Raw genomic sequence first — 25,166 nt, 5'->3', positions numbered from 1 at the left:
TTCATCCCTCTGTCTGCTCACATGCCATTCGACTCACTGGGCCTGGCCCCCGCGCTCGTGCAGGCTGCCGCCGAAAGCGGCTACGCCGCGCCGACCGCCATCCAGGCTGCGGCCATTCCCGCCATTCTGCAAGGCCGCGACGTGCGGGGCTCGGCGCAGACCGGTTCCGGCAAGACCGCCGCATTTTCCCTCCCGCTGCTGCAGCGGCTGGCTGCCGAACCGGCACAGGCGCCGCGGCGCGTACGCGCGCTGGTGCTCGTGCCCACGCGCGAACTCGCGGCCCAGGTCGGCGAGACCCTGCGCAGCCTCGCGCAGCACCTGCCCGAGCGGCTCAAGATCGCGATCGCCTTCGGCGGCGTGTCGATCAACCCGCAGATGATGAGCCTGCGCGGCGGCGCCGACATCATGGTGGCCACGCCGGGCCGACTGCTCGACCTGGTGGAGCACAACGCGCTGAAGCTCGGTGCCGTGTCCACGCTGGTGCTCGACGAGGCCGACCGCCTGTTCGACCTCGGCTTTGCCGAGGAGCTGGGCCGCATCCTCGCGCTGCTGCCCGCGCGGCGCCAGAACCTGCTGTTCTCGGCCACCTTCCCGCCCGCCATCCAGGCGCTGGCCGATGGCACGCTGCGCGACCCCGCGGTGATCGACGTGCAGGGCGAACCCGGCACCGAGCCCGCCATCGTGCAGCGCGTGATCGAGGTCGATGCGAACCGCCGAACGCAGCTGCTGCGCCACCTGCTGAAGGAAAACGAGTGGGACCGCGTGCTGGTCTTCGTCGCCACCCAGCATGCGGCGCAGACCGTGGCCGAGAAGCTCTACAAGAACGGCGTCTATGCGGTGCCCTTCCACGGCGACATTGCGCAGGGCACCCGCACCGGCATCCTCGCGCAGTTCAAGGAGAGCCGCTGGGACGTGGTGATTGCGACCGACCTGGCCGCGCGCGGCATCGACATTGCGCAGCTGCCGGTGGTCATCAACTACGACCTGCCGCGCTCGCCCACCGACTACATCCACCGCATCGGCCGCACGGGCCGCGCCGGCGAAAGCGGCCTGGCCATCAGCTTCGTGAGCGCGGCCACCGAGGCGCACTTCCGCCTGATCGAGAAGCGCCAGGGCCTCAGCCTGCCGCGCGAGCGCATCGAAGGCTTCGAGCCCACCGAGGCGCCCGTGCCGATGGCCGATGCCTCGGGCACCGGCGGCATCAAGGGCAAGCGGCCGAGCAAGAAGGACAAGCTGCGCGCGGCGGCTGCGCTGGCCGCCGCGCAGCACGATGCGGGTGAAAAGAAGAACGACTGACTGGCGCAGTTCATCGGATGCGCGCTACGCGGGCTTGTGCAGGAAGCTCGCGAGCAGGTCCACCGGCAGCGGGAAGACGATGGTGGTGTTCTTGTCCGCGCCAATCACCGTCAGCGTTTCCAGGTAGCGCAGCTGGATCGCCTGCGGCTCCTGCGCCAGCACGCGCGCGGCCTGGAACAGCTTCTCGGAGGCCTGCAGCTCGCCTTCGGCATGGATCACCTTGGCACGCCGCTCACGCTCCGCCTCGGCCTGCCGCGCGATGGCGCGGACCATCGATTCGGTAAGGTCGATCTGCTTGATCTCCACGTTGGAGACCTTGATGCCCCACGAAGCCGTCTGCACGTCGAGCGACTCGCGCACATCCAGGTTGAGTTTTTCCCGCTCCGCCAGCATGTCGTCCAGCTGGTGCTTGCCCAGCACCGAGCGCAGCGTGGTCTGCGCTAGCTGGCTGGTCGCGTTGAAGAAATCCCTGACTTCGATGATGGCCTTTTCGGCATCGACGATGCGGAAGTAGACCACCGCGCTGACCTTCACCGACACGTTGTCGCGCGAGATCACGTCCTGGGTCGGAACCTCGAGCACCACGGTGCGCAGATCGACCCGCACGACCTGCTGGATGGCGGGAACCACGATCACCAGCCCGGGCCCCGCGACCCTGGAGAAGCGGCCCAGGGTGAACACGATGCCGCGCTCGTATTCGCGAAAGATCCAGATGGCCGAAAAAAGCAGCACCACCAGCAAGACAAGCAAGACGGTGCCGATGCCGAAAGTGAACATGGTGGTCTCCCGCGACCCAGCGACAGCGCTGGACTGTTGGACCGCCGGTGCGCGCGGGCGTTCCGGCCGAGGCCGGAAAAGATCGCAGCCTCAGCCGCGCGGCGGCCGCTTGGCGATGCCCATCGTCTTGGCGAGGATGCCCAGCATCACTTCGTCGGCGCCGCCGCCGATGGAGCCGAGCCGCCCGTCTCGGTACAGCCGCGAGACGCGGTTCTCCAGCGTGAAGCCCATGCCGCCCCAGAACTGCAGGCAGGTGTCGGCCACCTGGCGCGTGAGCCGGCCGGTCTTGAGCTTGGCCATCGAGGCCAGCTCGAGCACGTCCTGGCCCTGCACGTGCAGGTCGCAGGCGCGGTAGGCAAGGGCGCGCAGCGCTTCCACCTCGGTCTTGAGTTCGGCCAGCTTGAACTGAACCCACTGCTGGTCGGCCAGCGTGGCGCCGAACATCTGGCGCTGCTGCGCCCATTCGATGGTCTGAGCGATGCAGTCTTCCATCGGTTCGAGCGAGCTCGCGGCGGCCCACAGGCGCTCTTCCTGGAACTGCTGCATCTGGTAGACGAAGCCCTGGCCCTCCTCGCCGATGCGATAGCGCTGCGGCACGCGCACGTTGTCGAAGTGGATGAGGCCCGTGTCGCTCGAATGCATGCCGATCTTGCGGATCTTCTTCGCCTTCTCGATGCCGGGGCTGTCCATCGGCACCATCACCAGCGACTTGTTGCGGTGCACCGGGCCATCGCTGGTGTTGACCAGCATGCACATCCAGTCGGCCTGCAGGCTGTTGGTGATCCACATCTTCTGGCCGCTGATGAGGTAGTCGGCGCCGTCCTTGCGTGCGTGGCTCTTGAGGCCCGCCACGTCGCTGCCCGCGCCGGGCTCGCTCACGCCGATGCAGCCGACCGTCTCGCCCGCGATGGCGGGCGCGAGGAACTCGCGGCGCAGTTCGTCGCTGCCGAAGCGCGCGAGCGCGGGCGTGCACATGTCGGTCTGCACGCCAATGGCCATCGGCACGCCGCCGCAGCTCACATGGCCGAGCGCCTCGGCCATGGCCATCGCATACGAATAGTCGAGCCCGGCGCCGCCGAAGGCCTCGGGCTTGTTGAGGCCCAGCATGCCCAGCTTGCCGAGCTTCCTGAAGACCTCGTGCGCGGGAAAGATCTCGGCCTCTTCCCATTCATCGACATGCGGATTGATCTCGCTGTCGATGAAGCGGCGCAGCGTCTTCTGGATCTCGAGGTGCTCGTGGGTGTACTGCATGCGGTTGTCTCCAATCAGTCGTTTGCTTCGCCGCCGTCCCGGAACACGCGCGGCGTCTCGGCCAGGTGAAAGCCGCCGAAGGGCCGCACGGCGGCGCGCTGCCGCACCTGCGCATCGGGCAGCGCCATCGGCCAGCCCATGCGCACCTGCGGCCGCGCGCCGTCCACGCGCAGCACGCTGCCGCTGATGAAGCTCGCCGCCGGGCTCAGCAGGAAGGCGATGGCGGCGGAGGTCTCGGCCTCGTTGCCGAAGCGGCCCGCGGGCACGGTGTCGCGCATGGCGCGCAGCATCTCGCCGGCCTCGGGCGGGTAGTGGTCCATGCCGCTCGACGCGATGTAGCCCGGTGCCACGGCGTTCACGCGCACGCCGCGCGCGGCCCATTCGAGCGCGGCGGTCTCGGTGAAGCTCACCATGCCCGCGCGCGCCGCGCCGCTGTGGCCCATGTGGGGCATCGAGCCCCACATGTCGGCCACGATGTTGACGATGGCGCCGCCATACGCCTGCATGCTCTGCACGAAGCACTCGCGCGCCACCAGGAAACCGCCCGTGAGGTTGGTGTGGATCACCGCCTCCCAGCCCTTGGCCGAGATGGCCGCGAGCGGCGTGAGGTACTGGCCGCCCGCGTTGTTGACGAGGCCGTCGATGCGGCCGTGCGCTGCAACGATGTCGGCGACGGCGGCGCGCACCGCTTCTTCCTGCCGGATGTCGAAGGCCTGGATGCTGGCCTTGCCGCCCGCATCGGCGATCTCGGCCTGCACCTGCTGCAGCTTGTCGGCGTTGCGGCCGGCCAGCACCACCTGCGCGCCGAGCGATGCAAGCTCGTGCGCCGTGCAGCGGCCGATGCCCGAGCCGCCGCCCGTGACGAGGATCACTTGCCCGGCAAACAGGCCGGGCGAGAACACGGAGCGGTAGCGGGAAGAGTCGTTCATGCGTGAGGCTTCCGCAAAGGCTGGCAAGCTGCAGTGTGCGCCGTCATGCGTCGGCGATCTCGGCCACCACATGGCGCGCGGCCACCTGCGCACCCACCGCCACATGCAATGCGGCGACGCGGCCCGCGCGCGGCGCGCAGTGCACATGTTCCATCTTCATCGCCTCGAGCGTGGCGATCGGCTGGCCGGCAGCGACGGCCTCGCCTTCGGCCACCAGCAGCGCGATGACGCGGCCGTTCATCGAGGCGCGCAGCAGGCCGTCGCCGCCCGCGGCCTCGGCGCGCGGCACGGCGGCATGTGTGAGGTCCTGCAGGTCGAAGGCCTGGCCATGGAAGTGGAGCCACAGGCGCGTCGCGGATTCGCGCACCGCCAAGGCCCGCTCCGAGACGCCATCGCAGGAGAAGCGCAAGGCGCCATCGCCGGTCAGCGAAAGCAGCTCGATCGGTACCGGCGCGGCCGCATCGAGCGCGATATCGAAGCAGCCCGCGCCCCGCGGCGTCACGCGGGCGGCGTGCACCTGGCCGTCGAGCGAGAAGCGCAGCGCGTTGGGCAGCGTGTGCGCGAGCGGCGAGGGCCATCCGCGTTCGCCCAGCTGGAGCAGCAGCGCCGCGAGCCATGCGGTGCGGCGCGCCATGGCGGGGTCGGGTGCCAGCAATGCGTCGGCGTGTTCGGCAATGAACGCCGTCGTCGCCGAACCGCCGGCAAACACGGGATGCGTCAGCGCGCGCTGAAGGAAGCGCTGGTTGGTCGCCAGGCCCAGGGCCACCGTGTCCTGCAGCCCCGCGACCAGCCGGCGCCTGGCTTCCTCGCGCGTTGGGCCATGGGCCACGAGCTTGGCGATCATCGAATCGTAGAAGGGCGGCACTGCGGCGCCGTCCCGCAGCGCATGCTCGATGCGCAGTGCCGGCGAAGGCCGCCATGCGGCGAGCGTGCCGCTTTGCGGCATGAAGCCCTGCCGCGGATCTTCGGCACACAGCCGCACCTCGATCGCATGGCCGCGCAGGCGCACGTCCTGCTGTGCAAGCGGCAGCACCTCGCCCGCCGCCACGCGCAGCTGCAGCTCGACCAGGTCGAGCCCTGTCACGGCCTCGGTCACCGGATGCTCCACCTGCAGCCGCGTGTTCATCTCCATGAACCAGTACTGCCCGTCGGCATCGAGCAGGAATTCGAGCGTGCCCGCGCCTTCGTAGCCGATGGCCCTAGTGGCCGCCACGGCCGTGGCGCCCATGCGTTCGCGCAAGGCCTCGGAGACGGCGGGCGAGGGCGATTCCTCGATCAGCTTCTGGTGCCGGCGCTGCACCGAGCAGTCGCGCTCACCCAGGTGGATGGCGTTGCCGTGCCGGTCGGCGAACACCTGGATCTCGATGTGGCGCGGCGCGGCGATGGCGAGCTCCAGGATCACGTTCGCATCGCCGAAGGCATGGAGCGCCTCGGACTGCGCGCTCTGCAGCAGCTCGGCAAAGGACTCGGCCGATGGCGCGAGCCGCATGCCGCGCCCGCCGCCGCCGGCCGTGGCCTTGATCATCACGGGCCAGCCGATGCGCGCGGCTTCGGCAGCGAGCGTGGCCGCACTCTGGTCTTCGCCCTGGTAGCCGGGAATGCAGGGCACGCCGGCAGCCTGCATCAGCCGCTTCGCTGCGGCCTTGTCGCCCATGGCGCGGATGGCCTCTGGCGAGGGGCCGACGAAGACGAGGCCCGCATCGCGGCAGGCTTGCGCGAAATCCGCGTTCTCGGCGAGGAAGCCGTAGCCGGGATGGACCGCTTGCGCGCCGCTCGAACGCGCGGCTTCGACGATCGCGGCGATGTCCAGGTAGCTCTGCGCGGGCAGCGGCTCGCCGATGCACACGGACTGGTCGGCCTGCCGCACGTGCTCCGCATCGGCATCGGCGCTCGAATACACGGCGACCGTGCGGCAGCCCATGGCGCGCGCGGTGCGCATCACGCGCACTGCAATTTCGCCGCGGTTGGCGATGAGGATCTTGCCGAAGCTCATGGCCGCGCCACCGAGAACTGCATGGCCTGCGGCACGCGCGCATCGCCGTCGCGGCACACCGACAGCACTTCGGCCAGCACCGCGCGCGTGTCGCGCGGGTCGATCACGCCGTCGTCGAGCAGCAGCGCGCTGGTGGTGAAGACGCTGGTCTGCCGATCGAAGCGCTCGATGATCTGCCGCTGCATGGCGTCGATCTTCGCGCGGTCGACGGAGCCTTTTCGCGCCATGCCCGCCTCCATCACCATGGCCATGGTCTGCGCCGCCTGCTCGCCGCCCATCACCGCGGTGCGCGCGTTGGGCCATGAGAAGCAGAAGCGCGGCGCGAAGCCGCGGCCGCACATGCCGTAGTTGCCCGCGCCGTAGGAAGCGCCGCAGTGCAGCGTGACCTGCGGCACGGTGGCGCTGGTCACGGCCTGGATCATCTTGGCGCCGTGCTTGATGATGCCGGCCTCCTCGTGCGCGCGGCCCACCATGTAGCCCGTGATGTTCTGCAGGTAGACGATGGGCGTGCGCGACTGGCAGCAGGCCTGGATGAAGTGCGTGGCCTTGGTGGCGCCGTCGGAGTCGATCGGGCCATTGTTGGTGACGATGCCCACCGCATGGCCTTCGAGCCGCATGTGGCCGCACAGCGTGGCGCTGCCGTAGTGCGCGCTGAATTCGAGGAACTCGGAGCCGTCGGCAAGGCGCGCGATCACCTCGCGCATGTCCACCGGCCGCCGGCCGTCGCTGGGCATGATGCCCAGCAGTTCCTCGGCCGCGTAGAGCGGCGGCGCGAACTTGCGCGCTTGCTCGTCGCGCGCCCAGTCGATGCCGCCGAGGATCGCGCGCGCGATGCGGATGGCGTCGCGGTCGTCCTCGGCCAGGTAGTCGCCCAGGCCCGAAATGTGGGTGTGCATCACGGCGCCGCCCAGTTCTTCTTCGGTGGCGATTTCGCCGGTGGCGGCCTTCAGCAGCGGCGGGCCGGCCAGGAAGGCACGCGTGCGGTCGCGCACCATCACGATGTAGTCCGAAAGGCCCGTCTGGTAGGCGCCCCCCGCGGTCGAGGAGCCGTGCGTCACCGTCACCACCGGCAGGCCCGCGGCGGAGAGCCGCGCCAGGTTGCGGAAGATGCCGCCGCCGCGCACGAAGTCCTGCACGCGGTACTGCATGAGATTGGCGCCCGCGCTTTCCACCAGCTGCACGTAGGGCAGCTTGTTCTCCAGCGCGATCTCCTGCACGCGCAGCTGCTTGTCCAGGCCCATGGGCTGCAGCGCGCCGGCGTCGATGCCCGAGTCGGAAGCGCTGACCATGCAGCGCACGCCCGCGACCCGGCCGATGCCCGCGATCACGCCGCCGCCCGGCACGCTTTGCGCGAGGTCTTCGTTGTCGTGCCCGAGCCCCGCGAGCGAGGCCAGTGGCAGGAAGGGCGCGCCGGTGTCCAGCAGCAGCGCGAGCCGCTCGCGCGGCAGCAGCTGGCCGCGCCTGGCAAAGCGCTCGGCCGAGGCGTTCGATGCCCCGGCCGCGCGGGCCTCGTGCGCGCGCACCTGCCCGAGCAGCGCCAGCATGCCGGCGCGATGGGCCTGGAAGGATTCGCTGGCCGCGTTCAGGCGGGATTCGATGGCGGGCATGGAAGAGTCGGTGCAGATCGCTTTCGCTCTGCACCGACTCTAGGACGCTGATGCTCGCCCGGCTTGCGCCAATTAGCTGGTGCGGGCGCGCTGTGCGGTGGGCGCGTCCAGGCTGCTGCCTGTGATCACCCAGTAGATGAAGATCAGCACCGCGCCGGCCGTGCCGAACACCGACAGGCCCATGTAGTTGCCGCCGATGGCCAGCGCGTCGGTGGGCGCGGCCGCGATGCAGATCATGCTGGCCGCGCTCATGCCCACGTAGTGCATGGTGCAGACGGCCACGCCCATCACGGCGGCTGCCGCAATCTGGTGGCTCAGCCGGCGCAGGTTGAAGGCCAGCCACAGGGCTGCGCCCGCCGCGGTGATGGCAATGGCCACCGACAGCGCCACGACGGTGGGGTCGAAGTCCATCGAGGCGCGCATGTTCATTGCGAACATGCCCATGTAGTGCATCACGCACACGCCCAGCCCCGCGAGCAGGCTTCCGGCCAGCCAGCCGGCCCGGCTGAACTTGCGCCGCCCGCCCGCCATGTACAGCGCAATGCCCGAGATCAGGATGGCCGCCACCAGCGAGACGACCGTCAGCGGCACGTTGTACGAAATGCCCACCGGCAGGCGGTACGCCAGCATGCCGATGAAGTGCATCGACCAGATGCCGATGCCGCCCAGCGCCACTGCGGCGCACGCGACGACCGCGAGGTTGGGTTTGCCGTCGGCGCCGACCATGCGCCCCGCGCAGATCAGCGCCACCAGGGAGCCCGCGAACGAGATGAGGAACGAGAGCGCCACCAGCCCCAGCGAATACTCGGGCGACAGCAATTGGCCAACGACGAGGGGAGTCATGTCTTTTCTTCTCCTGGTAAGGAACGGCTCGCCGCCGCCGGCCACCTGGCCGGCCGAAGATGTAACGAGACGTCCGCTCAGGAGTCTGTAATAGTTGTTTTTAAAAGTAAACCCAATTTCATGGGATTTACTCCCATTTTTATGGGACTCAATTTTTCGGGCGAATCCGGTAGATCGCGTTGTTCCGGTCGGCCGCCATGTAGATGCTCCCGTCGCTGCCGACCGCGACGCCCGTGACCACGTAGGGCGGCGGCAGGCCCGGTCCCGCGGCCAGCCCGATCGGCAGGTTTTCCGCCACGGTGCGGCGCGAGCCATTGGCCGGGTCGATCTCCACCAGCCGGCGCGCCGCGCTCTCGGCCACGATGAAGCTGCCCCAGGGCGTCTCGGCCACGCCTTCGGGCAGCGCCAGGCCTTCGGCAATCGCACGCAGCGGGGCGCTGGCATCGAGCGGGATGCGGGTCAGCTTGCCTGCGGCTTCGGTGACGTAGAGCGCGCCGTCACGGCCGACGATCATCTGCACCGGGCCGCCCAGCCCGCTGGCGAGCACTTGCTTATCGGCAAAATGAGGGCCGCTCGCGCGGGTGATGCTGCCGGTGGCAATCTCGGCATAGATCACACTGCCGTCGGCCATGGGAATGGCATCGAACGGCGCCTTCAGGCCGTGGATGATTTCGACGGTTCGCAGCGTCTGGCGGTCCACCAGCTGCACGGTGCCCGTGAACCACGAGGTCAGCGCGAAGCGCGTGCCCGACAGGCCGACGGCGAACGGATAGTCGAGCTCCGGATCGCGCTGCATGCGGAACACGTCGCGCACTTCGCCCGTGCGCACGTCCACCTGCCGGAAGCCGAACACATCGGCCACCCAGAGCGTGCGGCCTTCGATCTTGAGCCCCGCGGGCGTCGCGAGCTTGCCGCTGGTGAGCGTGCGCAGCACCCCGGTGGCGGGGTCGAAGGACTGCACTTCGTTGTTGGCCATGTTCGACACGTAGATCGTGCCGTCGGGGGCGATGGCCAGGTTGTCGAGCGACGGGCGCAGCTGCTTCGCGACGGTCTTGCGGCCCGTGGCAAGGTCCACCTTGACCAGCTCGCCGCTGCGCGCATCGACCACCCAGAGGTTGCCCTTGCCGTCGAGGTTGGCGGCCGCGGGAATCTTGAAGCCGCCGGCGATCACGGTCATGGCGCCGTCGGCCGGATCGATCTTCACCACCTGGCCCTTGAACCACAGCGGTCCGTAGAGCATGCCGTCGGGGCCGACCTCGAAGCCATTGAAGCCGCCCATGTCCTTCTTGATGAGCCGCGGCGGCTTCTGGCCCATGCGGTCGATTTCCCAGAGCGCGTCGCCCAGGAACACCTGCGAGGCGTAGAGCTTGCCGCTGCTGCGGTCGAAGTCCAGCGAGTTGAGGCCGGGCAGGTCCTTGGCGAGCACGCGCATCGGTGCGCCGTCGCTTTCGCGGTAGCGCAGCATGCCCATGAGGTAGTTGGTCCATGCCAGCTCGCCCCGGGGGCCGACCGCGATGTCGTCGGCCTGGCCCTCGGGCGCATCGATCAGGATCTTGGCCGCGCCGGTGCTGCGGTCGACCTCCCACAGCGTGTTGCCGAGCACCGAGCCCGCGAGCAGGCGGCCCTTCTGGTCGATGGCCAGGCCGTGCACGCCCGCGAACGAGGACGGCGCGACCAGCACTTCGGGCTCGGACCACGCGGCGGGGCGGGTGGGCGGTGGCGACGGCGTCGGCGCGATGCCGGCGCAGGCGGCCAGCAGGGCGAGGATGGCGATGAGTGCGGCGGCGCGGATGAACGGGCGGCAGGGCATGTCTTCTCTCCTTCTTTTGGATGCGCGCGAGCAGTCTAGAAGGAAGGAGGGGCGGCGGGCCAGTCGCTCCCGCGACATGCGGCCTTTGGTCCGCCTCGGCTCAACCGCGCAGAAGCTGCGTCGCCGTGTGGATCGAGAGCCCCACCAGCCCGCCCACCAGCGTGCCGTTGATGCGGATGAACTGCAGGTCGCGCCCGATGTGGCGCTCCAGCTCGCTGGTCATCTCGCTGGCGTTCCAGTCGGCGACGCGCTCCTCGATGTAGCGGCGGATGTCCTCGCGGTAGCGCTCGATGGCCAGCGGCGCGGCCGCCTCGATCTGCTCGTTGATCCAGCGGCGGATCGCGTCGTCGGCCTGCAGCCGCGTGCCGAGCGCGCCCGCCATCGCTGCGATGCGCTGGCGGATGGTGGAGTCGCCGCGGCCCAGGTCGTCGTGCAGCCAGGCCAGCAGCTCGCCCCAGATGCCGTGCAGGTAGTCGCCGAGCGCCGGATGCGCGATCAGCTCGGCGCGGATCTGCTCGCCGCGCTGCTGGAACTCGGGGTCGAGCTTGAGCCGCACCACGAAGTCGTCCACGAAGTGGTCGAAGCGCCGGCGCATCGGATGCTCGGGCTCGGCCGCGAGTTCGGCGATGGTGCGCGCCACGGCCGCCACGATCTTGCGCGTGGCGAGCTTGGCCGCCACCTGGTCCAAGCCCACGTAGCGCAGCGTCTTGATCTCGCGCGCAATGGCTTCGGTGATGTGCGCCTGCACCTCCTCGCCTTCGAGCAGGCCAGCCACCTGCTGCAGCACGTCGTCCAGCAGCGCCTGGTGGCGCCCGCCCGCCGTGAGCGCGTCCAGCGCCTGGCCCATCAGCCGCGAGAGGTCGATCTTCTGCAGGCCGGCCGCGGCGGCGCGGCCCATGAAGGCGCGCACGCGCTCGTCGTCGAAGGCCGCAAGCCCGTAGCGGGTGGCCGCTACGCCCCATTCGCCGAGCTTCTGGCCGCTCGCGGGCCGCGCCAGCCAGTCGGCGATGCGACCGGCCGCGTCGAACTCGCGCAGCTTGGCGAGCACTTGCCCGGTGCCGAGGAAGTTGTTGCAGATGAAGCCGGCCAGCTTGGCGCCGATGCGGTCCTTGTTGCTCGGGATGATCGCGGTGTGCGGGATCGGCAGGCCGAGCGGATGCCGGAACAGCGCCACCACCGCGAACCAGTCGGCAATGGCGCCGACCATCGCGGCCTCGGCAAAGGCCGCCGCGTAGCCCCAGGCCGGATGCTCGCCGTCCAGCGCACTGGCCAGCGCATAGAGCAGCGCCGCCGCGCACAGCAGGCCGAGCGCGACGCGCTTCATGCGCTGCAGCGCGCCGCTGCCGTGGCTGTCTTCAGCCAATGGTCGGCGTGGCGGCAAGGCGCTGCATGAACAGTTCGCAGCGCGCCAGCTGCTCCAGGCTCACGAACTCGTCGGGCTGGTGCGCCTGCTCGATGCTGCCCGGGCCGCACACCACGGTGGGGATGCCGGCGTTCTTGAACAGGCCCGCCTCGGTGCCGAAGGCCACCAGCGTGGTGCGGTCCTCGCCCGCGAGGCGCTGCGCGAGCAGCGTGACCGGATCCGTAGCCGCACCGAGGAAGCTCGGGATCTCGCAGATGGTCTCGAAGCGGAAGCCCGCATCGGGCGCCACCTTCTTCATCGACGCCTCGAGGCTGCCGGCATAGGAGACGACCTCGTCCTGCATCTTTTTTGCGTCGGCGGTCGGCAGGTCGCGGAATTCGTAGCGGAACTCGGCGTCGCGCGGCACCACGTTGTCGGCAATGCCGCCGTGGAACTGGCCCACGCTCGCGGTGCTGAAGGGCACGTCGAAGCCCTCGTAGCGCGGTTCGCTGCGCTCGAAGCCTTCGGCCATGTCGCGCACCTTGCCGACCACGCGCGCGGCCATCTCGATGGCATTGACCGACTTGGGCGTGAGCGAGGAATGCGCCTCCTTGCCGCGCACGCAGCAGCGGTAGCGGTACACGCCCTTGTGCGCGATGGCCGGCACCATGCTGGTGGGCTCGCCCACGATGCAGGCGAGCGGCTTGATGCCGGCGTCGCGCATGTCGGCGATGAGTTCCTTCACGCCGAAGCAGCCGATCTCTTCCTCGTAGCTGAAGGCAAAGTGCACCGCGAAGGGCGAGTCGCTTTCGAGGAAGCGCCGGGCATTGGACAGCGCGATGGCGATGAAGCTCTTCATGTCGGCCGAGCCGCGGCCGTAGAGGCGTTCGTTCTGCACCGCGGCGGAGAGCGGGTCGACGCTCCAGTCCTGCCCGTCCCACGGTACCGTGTCGGTGTGGCCCGAGATGATCACGCCGGCCGGCTTGCCCTCGCCGAGGGTGGCGAACAGGTTGGCCTTGGTGCGCTCGGCGTTGTAGGTGATGCGGCTCTTCACGCCCAGCGCGGCCAGGTGGCTTTGCGCGAGGTCGATCAGCTGCAGGTTGCTGTTTTCGCTGACGGTGTTCATGCGCACCAGCGTCTGGGCCAGCGCGAGGCTCTGGGGGGAAAGCGTAGGGGACATGCAACACATTGTCCAAGAAGTCGGCGCCGCGCGCCCGCGGGCGCCCCGGCTGTCATGCGCAGCGGGTACCCTGCGCCTCTTTTGGATGGAGAAAAAGACGATGCGCACCGTTCACTTCGCCCTTGCCGCGACCGCCGTCCTTGGCCTGGCGGCCTGCAGCACCACCGGTCCCGCCAACAAGCTGCTCACGCTCGACGGCAACCCGCCGCTGGTCATTGCGCACCGCGGCGCCTCGGGCTACCTACCCGAAGAAACGCTCGAAGCCTATGCGCGCGCCATCGAACTGGGTGCCGACGTGATCGAGATGGACCTGGTCTCCACCAAGGACGGCGTGCTCATTGCCCGCCACGACCCCAACCTGGCCATCAGCACCGACGTGGCCAAACACCCGCGCTTCGCCTCGCGCAAGAAGACCATCAAGGTCGACGGCGAAACCCAGACCGGCTGGTTCAGCAACGACTTCACGCTGGCCGAGATCAAGACGCTGGGCGGCATCTCCACCGACCCCGAGCGCCCGCAGGAATTCAACGGCAAGTTCAAGATCCCCACCTTCCAGGAGATCATCGACTTTGCCAAGGCCAAGTCGAAGGAAACCGGCCGCACCATCGCGATCTACCCCGAGACCAAGAACCCGACCTACTTCCGCGAGCTGGGGCTGCCGCTGGAAGACAAGGTGATCGCCGCCATCAACGCCGCCGGCTGGAACAGCAAGACCGCGCCCATCTACGTGCAGTCCTTCGAGCCCGGCAGCCTCAAGTACATGAAGGCCAAGGGCCTGAACACCCGGCTCATCCAGCTGATCGACGGCGACAGCGTCGACCTGAAGACCGGCGCCGTGACCTTCGCCGTGCCGAGCGACCGCCCCTACGACTGGACCAAGGCCGGCGACAAGCGCAACTTCGACGCCATGGTCACGCCCGCGGGCCTGGCCGAGATCAAGACCTATGCCGACGGCATCGGTCCGTGGAAGCGCTACATCGTGAGCATCAAGGGCAGCATCGGCGCCGACGGCAAGCCGCTGGACGTCAACAAGGACGGCAAGATCAACGACGCCGACGCCACCTCGGTCTCGCCCACCACGCTGATTGCCGATGCGCACAAGGCCGGCCTCTTCGTGCACCCGTTCACCTTCCGCAACGAATCGCGCCGGCTCGCGGCCGACTACAACAAGGACGGCAGGAACGAGTACGCGGTCTACTACAAGCTGGGCGTGGACGGCGTGTTCACCGACTTCACCGACACCGCGATCGCCGCGCGCGCCGACTACCTGAAGAGCATGGGGCGCTGAGCGCGACCTGGGGGTTTGCCCGGCACGGTCTTTGCGGAGGTTTCCGCAAAGCCTAGACTGTGCTCCATGAAACTCATCGACTCGCTCGTCACGCAGGCGGCCGGCATCGCCGCCGTGCGGCGTGACCTCCACGCCCATCCCGAACTCTGCTTCGAAGAAGTCCGCACCGCCGACGTGGTGGCAGGCAAGCTCACCGAATGGGGCATTCCCATCCACCGGGGCCTGGGCACCACCGGCGTGGTTGGCATCGTCAAGAACGGCACCAGCACTCGCGCCGTGGGCCTGCGCGCCGACATGGACGCGCTGCCCGTCACCGAGCTCAACACCTTCGCGCATGCCAGCAAGCACCACGGCAAGATGCACGCCTGCGGGCACGACGGCCACACGGCCATGCTGCTCGCGGCCGCGCAGCATCTTGCGAAGAACCGCAATTTCGACGGCACCGTCTACCTGATCTTCCAGCCGGCCGAAGAGGGCGGCGGCGGCGCGCGCGAGATGATCAAGGAGGGGCTGTTCGAACAGTTCCCGATGGACGCCGTCTTCGGCATGCACAACTGGCCCGGCATGAAGGCCGGCCAGTTCGCGGTGAGCCCGGGGCCGGTGATGGCGTCGGGCAACAAGTTCTACGTTAACGTGATCGGCAAGGGCGGCCATGCCGCGCTGCCGCAGACCGGCATCGACCCGGTGCCGATCGCCTGCGAGATCGTGCAGGCCTTCCAGACCATCCTCACGCGCAAGATGAAGCCGACCGACTCGGCCGTGATCTCGGTCACCACCATCCATGCCGGCGAAACCAACAACGTGATCCCCGACAACTGCGAGCTGACGGGCACGGTGCGCACCTTCTCGATCGAGGTGCTCGACATGATCGAGTCGCGCATGCGCCAGATCGCCGAGCACATCTGCGCCGCGCACGACGCGACGTGCGACTTCCGCTTCGAGCGCTACTACCCGCCCACCATCAACACCGAGGCCGAGGCCAACTTCGCGCGCCGCGTGATGGGCGGGATCGTCGGCCCCGAGAACGTGCTGCGGCAGGAAGCCGCCATGACCTCCGAAGACTTCGCCTTCATGCTGCAGGCCAAGCCCGGCGCCTATGCCTTCATCGGCAACGGCGACGGCACGCACCGCGACGTGCACCACGGCGAAGGGCCCTGCACGCTGCACAACGCGAGCTACGACTTCAACGACGAGCTCATTCCGCTGGGCGCCACCTGCTGGGTGCAACTGGCCGAGCAGTTCCTCGGCAAGCCCGGGGGAGCTGCGCCTTGATCGGCATCGGCGAGGCGTTTTCGCCGCGCTATGCCCAGGCCCGCCAGAAGTTCCTGCAGGCCTGCGTGAGCGCGGGCCTCGCGGCGCTGCCGCATGCGCATCCGGGCAAGGGGCGGGACGGCGAGGAGCTCTCGATGGACGTGGCGCTCGACGGCGCCGCGGACGCCGAGCGCCTGCTGATCGTCTCCAGCGGCTGCCACGGCGTGGAGGGCCACTGCGGCAGCGGCGTGCAGGTGTTCGCGCTGCACGACGCCGAATGGCGCGAGAAGGCCAGGGCGCAGGGCGTGGCGGTGCTCTACGTGCATGCGCTCAATCCGCACGGCTTTTCGTACGGCCGGCGCGTCACGCAGGAGAAGGTCGACCTGAACCGCAACTTCGTCGATTTCTCGAAGCCGCTGCCGGCCAACGAGCCCTACGCCAAGCTGCATCCGCTGCTGGTGCCCGAGAGCTGGCCGCCCACGCCCGAGAACGAGGCCGCCATCGAGAAATGGATAGCCAAGCATGGCGCCGAGGCCTACCAGGCGGCCGTCACCAGCGGGCAGTACCAGTTCGAGGACGGCCTGTTCTTCGGCGGCAAGGCGCCGGCCTGGAGCAACAAGACCTTGCGCGGCGTGCTGCGCCGGCATGCCGCCAGCGCGCGCCGGCTGGCCTGGATCGACCTGCACACGGGGCTCGGGCCCAATGGCCTGGGCGAGCGCATCTTCGCTGGCCGCGACGACAAGGCCGCCTACGCGCGCGCCAATGCCTGGTGGGGCACGCCCGCGGCGCCCGTCACCTCGATCTACGACGGTTCATCGAGCGCGGCGCTGCTGCGCGGCCTGATGTGGGACACCGCGCACCAGGAGTGCCCGCAGGCCGAATACACCGGCATTGCGCTCGAATACGGCACGCTGCCCATGCTCGAAGTGCTGGCCGCGCTGCGCGCCGACCATTGGCTGCACAAGCACCCCGAGGCGCCGGCCGACCTGGCCGACGGCATCCGCGCGCGCATGCTCGAGGCCTTCTATACCGACACCGACGCCTGGCGCGGCCAGGTCGTGAGCCAGGCCAGGCAGGCGATGTTCCAGGCCGTGGACGGCCTCTGCAGCTAGGTCCGGACCCGCCCGTCGCCCGTCAGCATCGACAGCTCGACGAACTTCGATGCCACGTGGTTCTTGGCCGAGAACGACACCTCGAAACCGCCGAACTGCTGCCGGTCGATGCTTTCGAGGCCAGTGATGAGGCCGTCGCGCGAGGCCTTGCCCGGCGCGCGGCGCAGGCCCTCGGTCAGCACCTTGGCGGCAAGGTAGCCTTCCAGGCTCGAGAAATTGGCGCTCGCGCCGGCGCCGGCCTTCTTCACCGCCTCGCTGAATTCGCGCGTGATCGCATTGGCCGCGTTGTAGGGCGAAGGCACCACCTGCGTCACCATCACGCCCGCGCCCTCCTTGCCGAGTTCGTCGGCCAGCGCCTGGGTGCCCACGAAGGACACGTTGAAGAAGGTGCCGCCGTAGCCCGCCTTGCGCGCCTGGCGGATGAAGGCCGCGCAGGCCTTGTAGGCGCCCACCTGGACCACCGCGTCGGGCCGCGCCGCCGTGATGCTCTTCACCGCCGCGGCCACGTCGACCGAATTGCGCTCCACCGTGGCCAGCGCCACCGGCTTGAGCTCCTGCTGCGACAGCGCGAGCGTGACGCCGTCCAGGCCCGCCTTGCCGTAGGCGTCGTTCTGGTAGAAGACCGCGATCTTCTTCAGGCCCAGGTGCGTGAGCTGCTTCACGATCAGCGCGGTCTCGTCGTTGTACGAGGCGCGCAGGTGGAACACGTTCCTGTGGAAGGGTTCGCGCAGCGACATCGCGCCGGTGAAGGGCGCGATGAAAGGCACCTTCTCCTTCACCGCGAGCGGCAGCGCCGCCATGCTGGTGGGCGTGCCGATGTAGCCGAAGAGCGCGAACACGTCTTCTTCGATCAGCTTTTGCGTGTTGGCGGCGCAGCGGTCGGGCTCGTAGCCGTCGTCCAGGTTCTTGATGACCACGTTGCGCCGGCCGGCCTGGGCGTTGTACTGGTCCAGGAACAGCTTGGCGCCCTGGTGGAACTGGATGCCCAATTGCGCGGCCGGGCCGGTGAACGGTGCCGATTGGCCCAGCACCAGCGGCACGTCGCCCTGCGCCCGCGCCAACTGGAAGCCGCCGAGCGCGGCCGCGCCGGCGCCCAGGGAAAAATGTCTGCGATTGATCATGTGAAACCTCCTTTGCGCCTTGCCGCGCCTCTGCCTGGAAAACTTTAGACTTGCCGGATGGTCGATGCCCCGGTCTCTACAACTGCTGTTCTCCCCACCAACACTTCCACGGTCCTGGGCGCCTGTCCGCACGACTGTCCGGACACCTGCGCCCTGGTCACCACCGTCAAGGACGGCGTGGCCGTGAAGCTGCAGGGCAATCCGGCCCACTCGCACACCGCTGGCGTTCTCTGCACCAAGGTTTCGCGCTACATCGAACGCAACGACCACGCCGAAAGGCTCGTCCAGCCGCTTCGGCGGACCGGTCCCAAGGGCAGCGGCCAGTTCGAACCCGTCAGCTGGGACGCCGCTCTTGACGACATCGCCGCGCATCTCCGTGCATTACAGACAGATCCGGAAACAATTGTGCCTTATAGTTACGCAGGCACGATGGGCCTGGTGCAGGGCGAGTCGATGGATCGGCGTTTTTTCCACAAACTGGGCGCCACGCTGCTGGACCGCACGATCTGCTCCATGGCCGGCGGCGAGGCCATGGTCCATACCCTGGGCGCCAAGGCCGGCATGCGGATCGAGTTCTTCGCCGAGGCGAAGCTGATCCTGATCTGGGGCAGCAACTCCATTGCCAGCAACCTGCATTTCTGGCGCCACGCCCAGGCCGCCCGGCGCGCTGGTGCGCGGCTGGTGTGCATCGACCCGCGCAAGACCGAAACCGCCGACAAGTGCGACGAGCACATCGCCCTGCTGCCCGGTACCGACGCTGCGCTGGCCCTGGCGCTGATGCACGAACTCATCGTGCACGGCTGGCTCGACCACGACTTCATTGCCAACCACACGCTCGGCTGGGAGCCGCTGAAAGAGCGCGCACTGCAATGGCCACCCTCGCGCGCGGCCGCCGTGTGCGGCGTGCCCGAGGCGCAGATCGCGGCGCTGGCGCAGGCCTACGGCACCACCCGGCCGGCCGCGATCCGCCTGAACTACGGCATGCAGCGCGTGCGCGGCGGCGGCAACGCGGCGCGCGCCGTCGCCTGCCTGCCCGCACTGGTGGGGGCCTGGCGCGACCGCGCGGGCGGGCTCCTCCTGAGCAGCTCGGGCCACTTTCCGGTCGACCGCGCCGCGCTGCAGCGCCCCGACCTGCTCGCGGGCCGCCAGCCGCGCACCATCAACATGAGCACCATCGGCGACGCGCTGCTCGACCAGGCAAGGCCGGTGAAGGCCATCGTGGTCTACAACAGCAACCCGGTCGCGGTGGCGCCCGAGTCGGGCAAGGTGGTGGCGGGCTTTGCGCGCGAGGACCTTTTCACCGTGGTGCTCGAGCAGTTCCGCACCGACACCGCCGACTACGCCGACTACCTGCTGCCCGCCACCACCCAGCTCGAGCACTGGGACATCCACACCAGCTACGGCCACACCGACGTGCTGCTGAACCGGCCCGCGGTGGCGCCGCGCGGCGAGGCGCGCAGCAATGCCTGGGTGTTCCGCGAGCTCGCGCGCCGCATGGGCTTCGACGAGCCCTGCTTCTCGGACGACGACGAGGCACTGTGCCGCAGCGCCTTTGCGCCGGGCGCCATCGACTACGCGCAGCTGCTGGAACAAGGCTTCACCAGCCTCGCGCTGCCCGAGGCGCCCTTTGCCGAAGGCCGCTTCCCGACGCCTTCGGGCCGCTGCGAATTCTTCAGCGCGCGCCTGCAGGCGCAGGGCATGGACGGCCTGCCCGACCATGTGCCCAACTACGAGGCGGCCGGCAGTTCCACCGAATTTCCGCTGGCCATGATCTCGCCGCCGGCGCGCAATTTCCTCAACTCGACCTTCGTCAACGTGACCAGCCTGCGCGCCATCGAGGGCGAGCCGCTGCTCGAGATCCACGAGGCCGACGCGGCCGCCCGCGGCATCGAGGACGGCGCCATCGTCCGCGTCTTCAACAGGCGCGGCGAGCACCGCTGCCGCGCCGAGGTGTCGCGCCGCGCGCGGCCGGGCGTGGTGCACGGCATGGGCATCTGGTGGCGCAAGCTCGGCCTGGACGGCACCAACGTCAACCAGCTCACCAGCCAGCGCCTGACCGACATCGGCCGCGGGCCCACGTTCTACGACTGCCTGGTCGAAGTGGAGCGTGTCGCTCCCTCTTCCTCTGGGAGAGAGCCGGGGTGAGGGCGGCCCCCGCATTCGCCCTGGCCGGCGCACTGCTGCTGCTCGGCGGCTGCGCCGACCTCGGCTACTACTGGCAGTCGGCCAGCGGGCACCTCGGCATCCTGCGGGTGGCCAAGCCGGTGCCCGAATGGCTTGCGGATCCCGCGGTTTCCGCGCCGCTGAAGGCCAAGCTCGAACTCGCGCAGCGCATCCGCCGCTTCGCCGTGACCGAACTGGCGCTGCCCGACAACGCCAGCTACACCTCGTACGCCGATCTGCACCGCCCCGCGGCGGTGTGGAACGTGGTGGCCGCGCCGCCCTATTCGCTCACGCTCAAGAGCTGGTGCTTTCCGGTGGCCGGCTGCGTGGGCTACCGCGGCTACTACGACGAGGCCGCCGCCCGGGCCGAGGCCGAGGCGCTGCGCGCCAAGGGCCTTGAAGCCGCGGTCTACCCCGTGCCGGCGTACTCCACGCTGGGCTGGATGAACTGGGCCGGCGGCGATCCGCTGCTTTCCACCTTCATCGGCTACCCCGAAGGCGAACTGGCGCGCATCGTGTTCCACGAGCTCGCGCACCAGGTGCTCTATGTGCCCGGCGACATCGTCTTCAACGAGTCGTACGCCACCGCGGTGGAGCGCATCGGCGGCGCGATGTGGCTGCAGCGCGAGGCCAGCGAGGCGGCACGCGGCGAGTACGCGCGCTTCGACGGGCAGCGCCAGCAGTTCCGCGCGCTGGCCCTCGAGACGCGCCGCGCGCTCAACCAGGTGTACGAATCCGCCCAGGCCAAGGCCGGCGACTGGCCCGCGGTCGACGCCATGAAGAAGGCCGCGATGGATGCCTTTCGCGAGCACTACGCGATGCTGCGCGCGCAATGGCAGGGGCCGCGGCAGGGCGCCTACGACCTGTGGGTGGCGCGCGCCAACAATGCGGCTTTCGGCGCCCAGGGTGCCTACGACGACCTGGTGCCGGGCTTCGAGGCCCTGTTTGCGCGCGAGAATCGCAACTGGCCGCGCTTCTACAAGGCGGTGCGCCGCATTGCCGCGCTACCGACCATGGAAGAGCGGCGCAACGCATTGCAGACGGCCACGGGAATGCTGCAGACGCATTCCGGCCATGGCGGCAACAACGACAACAACAGCAGCAGCAGAAGCAACGGAGGCCACGGTGCCTGACATCCATATCGAAAGAAACCATGCACTCGGCATTGCCGGCGCCCGCGAAGTCGCACGCCAGTGGATCGAGCAGGTCGGGCAGGACTACGGCCTGGAATGCACCTACACCGAGGGCGAGGCCTGCGACGTCGCGCAGTTCAGCCGCGCAGGCATCGACGGCACGGTGGAGGTCACGGCCGACACGCTGACGCTGGAGGCGACGCTGGGTTTCCTGTTCAGCAGCTTCAGCGACCAGATCGAGCAGAAGATCTCGCGCAAGCTCGATGCTTTGCTGGCGTCGCCCGGCGGCGGCGGTGCCCGCTTCGCCTGAGCGGCCGTCAAGTCACACGATGGTGTAGCCGCCGTCCACCGGCAGCGCCGCGCCGCTGACCATCGAGGCGCCATCGGAGAGCAGGAACAGGATCGGCGCCACCACTTCGTCGACCTGCGCGAAGCGTCCCAGCGGAATGTTCCGGAGCGCCGCCGCGCTCTTGGCCGGATCGGCCCAGGCCTGCTCGGCCATGGGCGTGAGCGTGACGGTGGGGTTCACGCTGTTGACGCGGATGCCGTGCGGTCCGAGTTCAAGACACAGCGAGCGCGTGATGGCGTCCATGGCGGCCTTGGATGCGCAATAGCAAAGATGCGCATCGAGCGCGACCAGTGCCGCCTGGCTCGACACATTGACGATGCTGCCGCGCACGCCGGCCGCGATCATCGCCTTGGCGCAGCGCGAGGCGACCAGGGCTGCTGCGCGCGCGTTGACGGCCATCACGGCGTCGAAGCTCTCGGCCTGGACGTCGAGCGCCGGTTCGAGCAGTGCGATGCCGGCGCAGTTCACGACGAGGTCGAAGGCTGGCAGTGCTGCGAGTGCCCGTTCCAGTTCGGCTGGGTTGGCCACGTCGACGGTCAATGGGGTGCAGCCGGCTTCTGCGTGCAGTGTGTCGAGCGCGGCGGCGTTGCGGCCCACGGCGGTCACGGCTGCGCCTGATTGCGCGAGCCGCACGGCGACTGCACGGCCGATGCCGCTGCTTGCGCCGGTGACCAGTGCGCGCTGGCCTGAAAAATCGAAAGTTGTTGTCATGGTGTTGCTGTCATGGGTTTTGGCGACTTGTGTTCGGGGCGCGTGCACAGATCACCGGGTACTCCCCTCCGCGAATGTCCCCCGGCCTGCGGCCTCCTCCTTGATTTCGCTGCGGGGAGCACCCGATGCTCTGTGCACCAGGGCACGCCGCTGGTGTATCGCTGATCAACGACTGCTCTGATCACGCTCCCGCTGATGGGGTGCCTTGCGCAGCGAAATCAAGGGGGAGGCCGAAGGCCGGAGGACATTCGCGGAGCAAGGTACCCCGTCGGCGGGAGCGCACCCCGAACGCACGACGCGGCGATCGAAAAGCAAGGATTCATTTCAGCCGATGCATCGCATCACGCAATGCCGGATAAAGCGACTTGTAGATCTCGAAGCGCTCGCGATAAACAGCTTGCGCCGCAGCCCCGGGCCGCGCGCGTTCCACCAGCGTGACCCAGCCGCGTTCGGCACTGGCTGCATCGACCAGCCCCGCGCCGAGCGCCGCGAGCATCGCCGCACCCAATGCCGCCTCGACCTCTTCCTCGATGGTGAACACCGGGTAGCCCGTGACGTCCGCCACGATCTGCATCCACAGGTCCGAATGCGCCGCGCCCCCGACCACGATCAGCCGGTCGTCCAGCGGCTGGCCGCTTTGCCGTCCGGCCTCGATGTTGTGCTGCAGCGCAAAGCTCACGCCTTCGAGCACTGCGCGGTACAGATGGGCGCGGCTGTGCGCGAGCGAGAGGCCGATGAAGGCGCCCTTGGCCTGCGCGTCCCAGATCGGGCTGCGCTCGCCCATCAGGTAGGGCAGGAAGACCAGGCCCTCGGCGCCGGGTGGCACCTCGATGGCCTTGCGCTCGATCAGTGCGTGCGCATCCTCGCCGGTGCGCGCGGCCTCGGCCACCTCGGCCTGGCAGAAGGCCTCGCGGAACCAGGTGACGGCCGCGCCCGCGGTGATCGCGCCGCCGAACACATAACTGCGGTCGGCGCCGCGGTAGACGTGCGGCATCGTGATGAGTTTGTGGCGCGCATCCACCGTGGGGCTCACGAAGCCCCAGCACATGCTGGTGCCGATCATCGCCACGTGGTCGCCGCTGCCGGTGACGCCCGCACAGAAGGTGGCCACGGCCGCATCGACGCCGCCGCCCATCAGCGGCATGCCTTCGGCGAGGCCGAGCTTCGCGGCCCATTCGGCGCTCAGGCCGCCCACCACCTCGCTCGATTCGACCAGGCGCGGCGGCATCATGCGCGCCGGAATGCCCAGCATGCCGAGTGCCTCGTGGGACCAGCTGCGCTGCGCCGCGTCGTACACGCCGCCGATGTTGCCGGCCGAACTGTGGTCCACCGCGAGCTCGCCGCTCAGGCGCCAGTTGACGTAGCTGTTGGGCGGCAGGAACCAGCGCGTCTTCGCCCACACCTCGGGCAGGTGCTCGCGGATCCACAGCATCTTGGTGAAGCCGTAGTAGCTGTCGACGCCGTTGCCGGTGATCGCCTGCAGGCGCGCGACGTCGACGTTCGCGTTCACCGCATCGACCTCGGCGGTGGCGCGGCGGTCCATCCAGATCAGGCAGGGGTGCAGCGGCTGCATCGCCTCGTCGACCGGGACGCCCGCGCCGCCGTACAGGCTGCTCACGCACATCGCGGCGATCTCCGTTGCCGCGATGCCGCTCTTCGCCACGCAGGCGCGCACGCTCTCGCACACCGCGTCGAACCACACATCGCAGTCCTGCTGCGCCCACAGCGGCTTCGGCGTGTCGGGCTGGTAGGCCACGCTCGCCTGCGCATGCACCTTGCCGTCGGTGCCGGCCAGCAGGCACTTGGTGCTCTGCGTGCCGATGTCGACGCCGATCACGTATTTCATGATGTTGTTGCCCGCGGCTGCGGCTTGAGCAGCACCTTGATGGAATCGAGCGAGTTGGCCAGTGTGAAGGCGCGCTCCCACTCGGTCAACGGGAAGTCGTGCGTCACGATGCCCTTCGAGGTGACGAGCCCGCGCGCCAGCAGGTCGATGGCAATCGGGTAGCAGTAGGGCCCCAGGTGCGCGCCGCGCACGTCGAGTTCCTTGCGGTCCCCGATGATCGACCAGTCGGCGCTGGTCTCCGAGCCGAACACGCTGAACTCGACGAAGCGGCCGAGCTTGCGGATCATCTCCAGCCCCTGCGTCACGCCGATGGGCGCGCCCGTGGTCTCGATGTACACGTCGCAGCCGTAGCCCTCGGTCAGGCCCTTGACGATGGCGTCGGCGTTCTCGGTCCTGGCATCGATCGTCACGTCGGCGCCAAACTTCTTGGCCAGTGCGAGGCGCTCGGGCACGAGGTCGATCACGATCAGCTTCTTCGGCGTCTTCAGGTGCGCGGCCTGCACCATCATCAGCCCGAGCGGGCCGGCGCCGGCGATCACCACCACGTCGTCCAACTGGATGTCGCCCCGGTTCACCGTGTGGATCGCGCACGAGAGCGGCTCGATGATGGCGGCGTCTTCCAGCGAGATGCCGTCCGGGATCCTGTGCACGCGCGAGGTCGGCGGCAGCCGCATGTAGTCGGCCATGCCGCCGTCGGCCACGATGCGCTGGAAGCCGAAGATGTTGTGCACCTCGCACATCCAGTACTTGCCCGAGGTGCAGAAGCGGCACTTGCCGCAGGGCACGATCTGCTCGGCGATCACGCGGTCGCCTTTTTCCACGCCGAAGTGCTCGGCCGCGCCTTCGCCGAGCGCTTCGACATAACCGAAGAATTCATGGCCGGGAATCACCGGCGCCTTGACCCACGAAGGCTGGCCGTCGCCGCCCCAGAACATCTTCGCGCCCGAGTGGCACTTGCAGTCGGAAGCGCAGATGCCGCAGGCCGCAATGGAGATCAGCAGCTCGTTCGGGCCGATGCCGGGCATCGCGACGGTTTCGAGCCGGTAGTCCTTGGGGCCGTGGCAGACGACGGCCTGCATGGCGGCGAGTTGGCCGATGGCGCCCGATGCGCCGGGCTGGAGCTTTTGATAAGACATGGGTTCCTTGTGGTCAGGGGGTGTTGGA

20 protein-coding genes are annotated in these 25,166 nt (G+C 68.9%); 7 read left to right on the top strand and 13 right to left on the bottom strand.

Translation table 11 applies throughout. The features are described 5' to 3' along the window. The first annotated feature begins 21 nt into the window (after positions 1–21). Complete coding sequence (locus VPA02S_RS10680; protein WP_012745485.1) at positions 22–1,296, top strand: DEAD/DEAH box helicase; 1,275 nt, start codon at positions 22–24, stop codon at positions 1,294–1,296. 24 nt (positions 1,297–1,320) lie between these two features. Here VPA02S_RS10680 and VPA02S_RS10675 read toward each other — a convergent pair whose 3' ends face one another. The 9 genes from VPA02S_RS10675 to argE form a co-directional block, all read right to left on the bottom strand. Next, the gene (locus VPA02S_RS10675; RefSeq protein WP_012745486.1) at positions 1,321–2,073 is read right to left on the bottom strand and encodes a slipin family protein; all 753 of its coding nucleotides are present in this window, start codon (positions 2,071–2,073) and stop codon (positions 1,321–1,323) included. A 90-nt stretch (positions 2,074–2,163) separates the two neighbouring features. Further along, a complete protein-coding gene (locus tag VPA02S_RS10670; RefSeq protein ID WP_012745487.1) occupies positions 2,164–3,324 on the bottom strand; it encodes an acyl-CoA dehydrogenase family protein in 1,161 nt (386 codons plus the stop codon). 14 nt (positions 3,325–3,338) lie between these two features. Further along, positions 3,339–4,253, bottom strand: a complete 915-nt coding sequence (locus tag VPA02S_RS10665; RefSeq protein ID WP_012745488.1) for an SDR family oxidoreductase — start codon at positions 4,251–4,253, stop codon at positions 3,339–3,341. Positions 4,254–4,296: 43 nt separating this feature from the next. Further along, positions 4,297–6,246: an acetyl/propionyl/methylcrotonyl-CoA carboxylase subunit alpha gene (locus VPA02S_RS10660; protein ID WP_012745489.1), complete on the bottom strand. Its 1,950-nt coding sequence runs from the start codon at positions 6,244–6,246 to the stop codon at positions 4,297–4,299. Further along, the gene (locus VPA02S_RS10655; protein WP_012745490.1) at positions 6,243–7,853 is read right to left on the bottom strand and encodes an acyl-CoA carboxylase subunit beta; all 1,611 of its coding nucleotides are present in this window, start codon (positions 7,851–7,853) and stop codon (positions 6,243–6,245) included. Before VPA02S_RS10655 ends, VPA02S_RS10660 begins: the two co-directional genes overlap by 4 nt. A gap of 72 nt (positions 7,854–7,925) precedes the next feature. After that, positions 7,926–8,696, bottom strand: a complete 771-nt coding sequence (locus VPA02S_RS10650) for an MHYT domain-containing protein (protein ID WP_012745491.1) — start codon at positions 8,694–8,696, stop codon at positions 7,926–7,928. A 148-nt stretch (positions 8,697–8,844) separates the two neighbouring features. Beyond that, positions 8,845–10,506, bottom strand: a complete 1,662-nt coding sequence (locus VPA02S_RS10645) for an NHL repeat-containing protein (protein ID WP_012745492.1) — start codon at positions 10,504–10,506, stop codon at positions 8,845–8,847. A gap of 100 nt (positions 10,507–10,606) precedes the next feature. After that, complete coding sequence (locus tag VPA02S_RS10640) at positions 10,607–11,869, bottom strand: DUF445 domain-containing protein (protein ID WP_244883439.1); 1,263 nt, start codon at positions 11,867–11,869, stop codon at positions 10,607–10,609. Then, entirely contained in the window at positions 11,862–13,028 is a 1,167-nt protein-coding gene (gene argE / locus VPA02S_RS10635; RefSeq protein ID WP_012745494.1) for an acetylornithine deacetylase, read from the bottom strand. The genes VPA02S_RS10640 and argE overlap by 8 nt, the downstream gene beginning before the upstream one ends. A gap of 100 nt (positions 13,029–13,128) precedes the next feature. Here argE and VPA02S_RS10630 point away from each other — a divergent pair, with 100 nt between their 5' ends. From VPA02S_RS10630 to VPA02S_RS10620, 3 genes are all read left to right on the top strand, one after another. Continuing rightward, positions 13,129–14,316, top strand: a complete 1,188-nt coding sequence (locus VPA02S_RS10630) for a glycerophosphodiester phosphodiesterase (RefSeq protein WP_012745495.1) — start codon at positions 13,129–13,131, stop codon at positions 14,314–14,316. A 66-nt stretch (positions 14,317–14,382) separates the two neighbouring features. Further along, positions 14,383–15,588 carry a M20 aminoacylase family protein gene (locus tag VPA02S_RS10625; protein ID WP_012745496.1) on the top strand — a complete coding sequence of 402 codons (1,206 nt, stop codon included), beginning with the start codon at positions 14,383–14,385 and terminating at the stop codon, positions 15,586–15,588. Then, the gene (locus VPA02S_RS10620; protein WP_012745497.1) at positions 15,585–16,679 is read left to right on the top strand and encodes a M14 family metallopeptidase; all 1,095 of its coding nucleotides are present in this window, start codon (positions 15,585–15,587) and stop codon (positions 16,677–16,679) included. Before VPA02S_RS10625 ends, VPA02S_RS10620 begins: the two co-directional genes overlap by 4 nt. On the opposite strand, the gene VPA02S_RS10615 is transcribed toward VPA02S_RS10620, so the two are convergent. Continuing rightward, positions 16,676–17,800 carry an ABC transporter substrate-binding protein gene (locus tag VPA02S_RS10615; protein ID WP_012745498.1) on the bottom strand — a complete coding sequence of 375 codons (1,125 nt, stop codon included), beginning with the start codon at positions 17,798–17,800 and terminating at the stop codon, positions 16,676–16,678. The genes VPA02S_RS10620 and VPA02S_RS10615 overlap by 4 nt on opposite strands. Before the next feature lie 57 nt (positions 17,801–17,857). Between VPA02S_RS10615 and VPA02S_RS10610 the strand changes: the two genes are divergently transcribed. The 3 genes from VPA02S_RS10610 to VPA02S_RS10600 are packed head-to-tail and all read left to right on the top strand — an operon-like array spanning position 17,858 to position 21,406. Next, a complete protein-coding gene (locus VPA02S_RS10610) occupies positions 17,858–19,945 on the top strand; it encodes a molybdopterin-containing oxidoreductase family protein (RefSeq protein ID WP_012745499.1) in 2,088 nt (695 codons plus the stop codon). Next, positions 19,942–21,096 (top strand): aminopeptidase, encoded by a 1,155-nt coding sequence (locus VPA02S_RS10605; RefSeq protein ID WP_012745500.1) that lies wholly within the window; start codon positions 19,942–19,944, stop codon positions 21,094–21,096. The genes VPA02S_RS10610 and VPA02S_RS10605 overlap by 4 nt, the downstream gene beginning before the upstream one ends. Further along, positions 21,089–21,406, top strand: a complete 318-nt coding sequence (locus tag VPA02S_RS10600; RefSeq protein ID WP_012745501.1) for a polyhydroxyalkanoic acid system family protein — start codon at positions 21,089–21,091, stop codon at positions 21,404–21,406. The genes VPA02S_RS10605 and VPA02S_RS10600 overlap by 8 nt, the downstream gene beginning before the upstream one ends. A gap of 12 nt (positions 21,407–21,418) precedes the next feature. On the opposite strand, the gene VPA02S_RS10595 is transcribed toward VPA02S_RS10600, so the two are convergent. The 3 genes from VPA02S_RS10595 to VPA02S_RS10585 all read right to left on the bottom strand — a co-directional run bounded on the left by VPA02S_RS10595 (position 21,419) and on the right by VPA02S_RS10585 (position 25,138). Beyond that, positions 21,419–22,156 (bottom strand): SDR family oxidoreductase, encoded by a 738-nt coding sequence (locus tag VPA02S_RS10595; protein WP_012745502.1) that lies wholly within the window; start codon positions 22,154–22,156, stop codon positions 21,419–21,421. A gap of 319 nt (positions 22,157–22,475) precedes the next feature. Further along, the gene (locus VPA02S_RS10590; protein WP_012745503.1) at positions 22,476–24,002 is read right to left on the bottom strand and encodes an FGGY-family carbohydrate kinase; all 1,527 of its coding nucleotides are present in this window, start codon (positions 24,000–24,002) and stop codon (positions 22,476–22,478) included. Next, positions 23,999–25,138, bottom strand: a complete 1,140-nt coding sequence (locus VPA02S_RS10585) for an erythritol/L-threitol dehydrogenase (protein ID WP_012745504.1) — start codon at positions 25,136–25,138, stop codon at positions 23,999–24,001. The genes VPA02S_RS10590 and VPA02S_RS10585 overlap by 4 nt, the downstream gene beginning before the upstream one ends. Positions 25,139–25,166 lie beyond the last annotated feature (28 nt).

Source organism: Variovorax paradoxus NBRC 15149 (assembly GCF_001591365.1).
Taxonomy (GTDB): domain Bacteria; phylum Pseudomonadota; class Gammaproteobacteria; order Burkholderiales; family Burkholderiaceae_C; genus Variovorax; species Variovorax paradoxus.
The sequence above is the reverse complement of the archived record's forward strand: the minus strand, read 5'-3'. Positions and strand labels throughout refer to the sequence as shown.

Excerpts from the sequence above, each read along its gene's own strand:
- VPA02S_RS10680 (WP_012745485.1), top strand. The coding sequence starts at position 22 with ATGCCATTCGACTCACTGGGCCTGGCCCCCGCGCTCGTGCAGGCTGCC.
- VPA02S_RS10675 (WP_012745486.1), bottom strand. The coding sequence starts at position 2,073 with ATGTTCACTTTCGGCATCGGCACCGTCTTGCTTGTCTTGCTGGTGGTG.
- VPA02S_RS10670 (WP_012745487.1), bottom strand. The coding sequence starts at position 3,324 with ATGCAGTACACCCACGAGCACCTCGAGATCCAGAAGACGCTGCGCCGC.
- VPA02S_RS10665 (WP_012745488.1), bottom strand. The coding sequence starts at position 4,253 with ATGAACGACTCTTCCCGCTACCGCTCCGTGTTCTCGCCCGGCCTGTTT.
- VPA02S_RS10660 (WP_012745489.1), bottom strand. The coding sequence starts at position 6,246 with ATGAGCTTCGGCAAGATCCTCATCGCCAACCGCGGCGAAATTGCAGTG.
- VPA02S_RS10655 (WP_012745490.1), bottom strand. The coding sequence starts at position 7,853 with ATGCCCGCCATCGAATCCCGCCTGAACGCGGCCAGCGAATCCTTCCAG.
- VPA02S_RS10650 (WP_012745491.1), bottom strand. The coding sequence starts at position 8,696 with ATGACTCCCCTCGTCGTTGGCCAATTGCTGTCGCCCGAGTATTCGCTG.
- VPA02S_RS10645 (WP_012745492.1), bottom strand. The coding sequence starts at position 10,506 with ATGCCCTGCCGCCCGTTCATCCGCGCCGCCGCACTCATCGCCATCCTC.
- argE (WP_012745494.1), bottom strand. The coding sequence starts at position 13,028 with ATGTCCCCTACGCTTTCCCCCCAGAGCCTCGCGCTGGCCCAGACGCTG.
- VPA02S_RS10630 (WP_012745495.1), top strand. The coding sequence starts at position 13,129 with ATGCGCACCGTTCACTTCGCCCTTGCCGCGACCGCCGTCCTTGGCCTG.
- VPA02S_RS10625 (WP_012745496.1), top strand. The coding sequence starts at position 14,383 with ATGAAACTCATCGACTCGCTCGTCACGCAGGCGGCCGGCATCGCCGCC.
- VPA02S_RS10615 (WP_012745498.1), bottom strand. The coding sequence starts at position 17,800 with ATGATCAATCGCAGACATTTTTCCCTGGGCGCCGGCGCGGCCGCGCTC.
- VPA02S_RS10610 (WP_012745499.1), top strand. The coding sequence starts at position 17,858 with ATGGTCGATGCCCCGGTCTCTACAACTGCTGTTCTCCCCACCAACACT.
- VPA02S_RS10595 (WP_012745502.1), bottom strand. The coding sequence starts at position 22,156 with ATGACAACAACTTTCGATTTTTCAGGCCAGCGCGCACTGGTCACCGGC.
- VPA02S_RS10590 (WP_012745503.1), bottom strand. The coding sequence starts at position 24,002 with ATGAAATACGTGATCGGCGTCGACATCGGCACGCAGAGCACCAAGTGC.
- VPA02S_RS10585 (WP_012745504.1), bottom strand. The coding sequence starts at position 25,138 with ATGTCTTATCAAAAGCTCCAGCCCGGCGCATCGGGCGCCATCGGCCAA.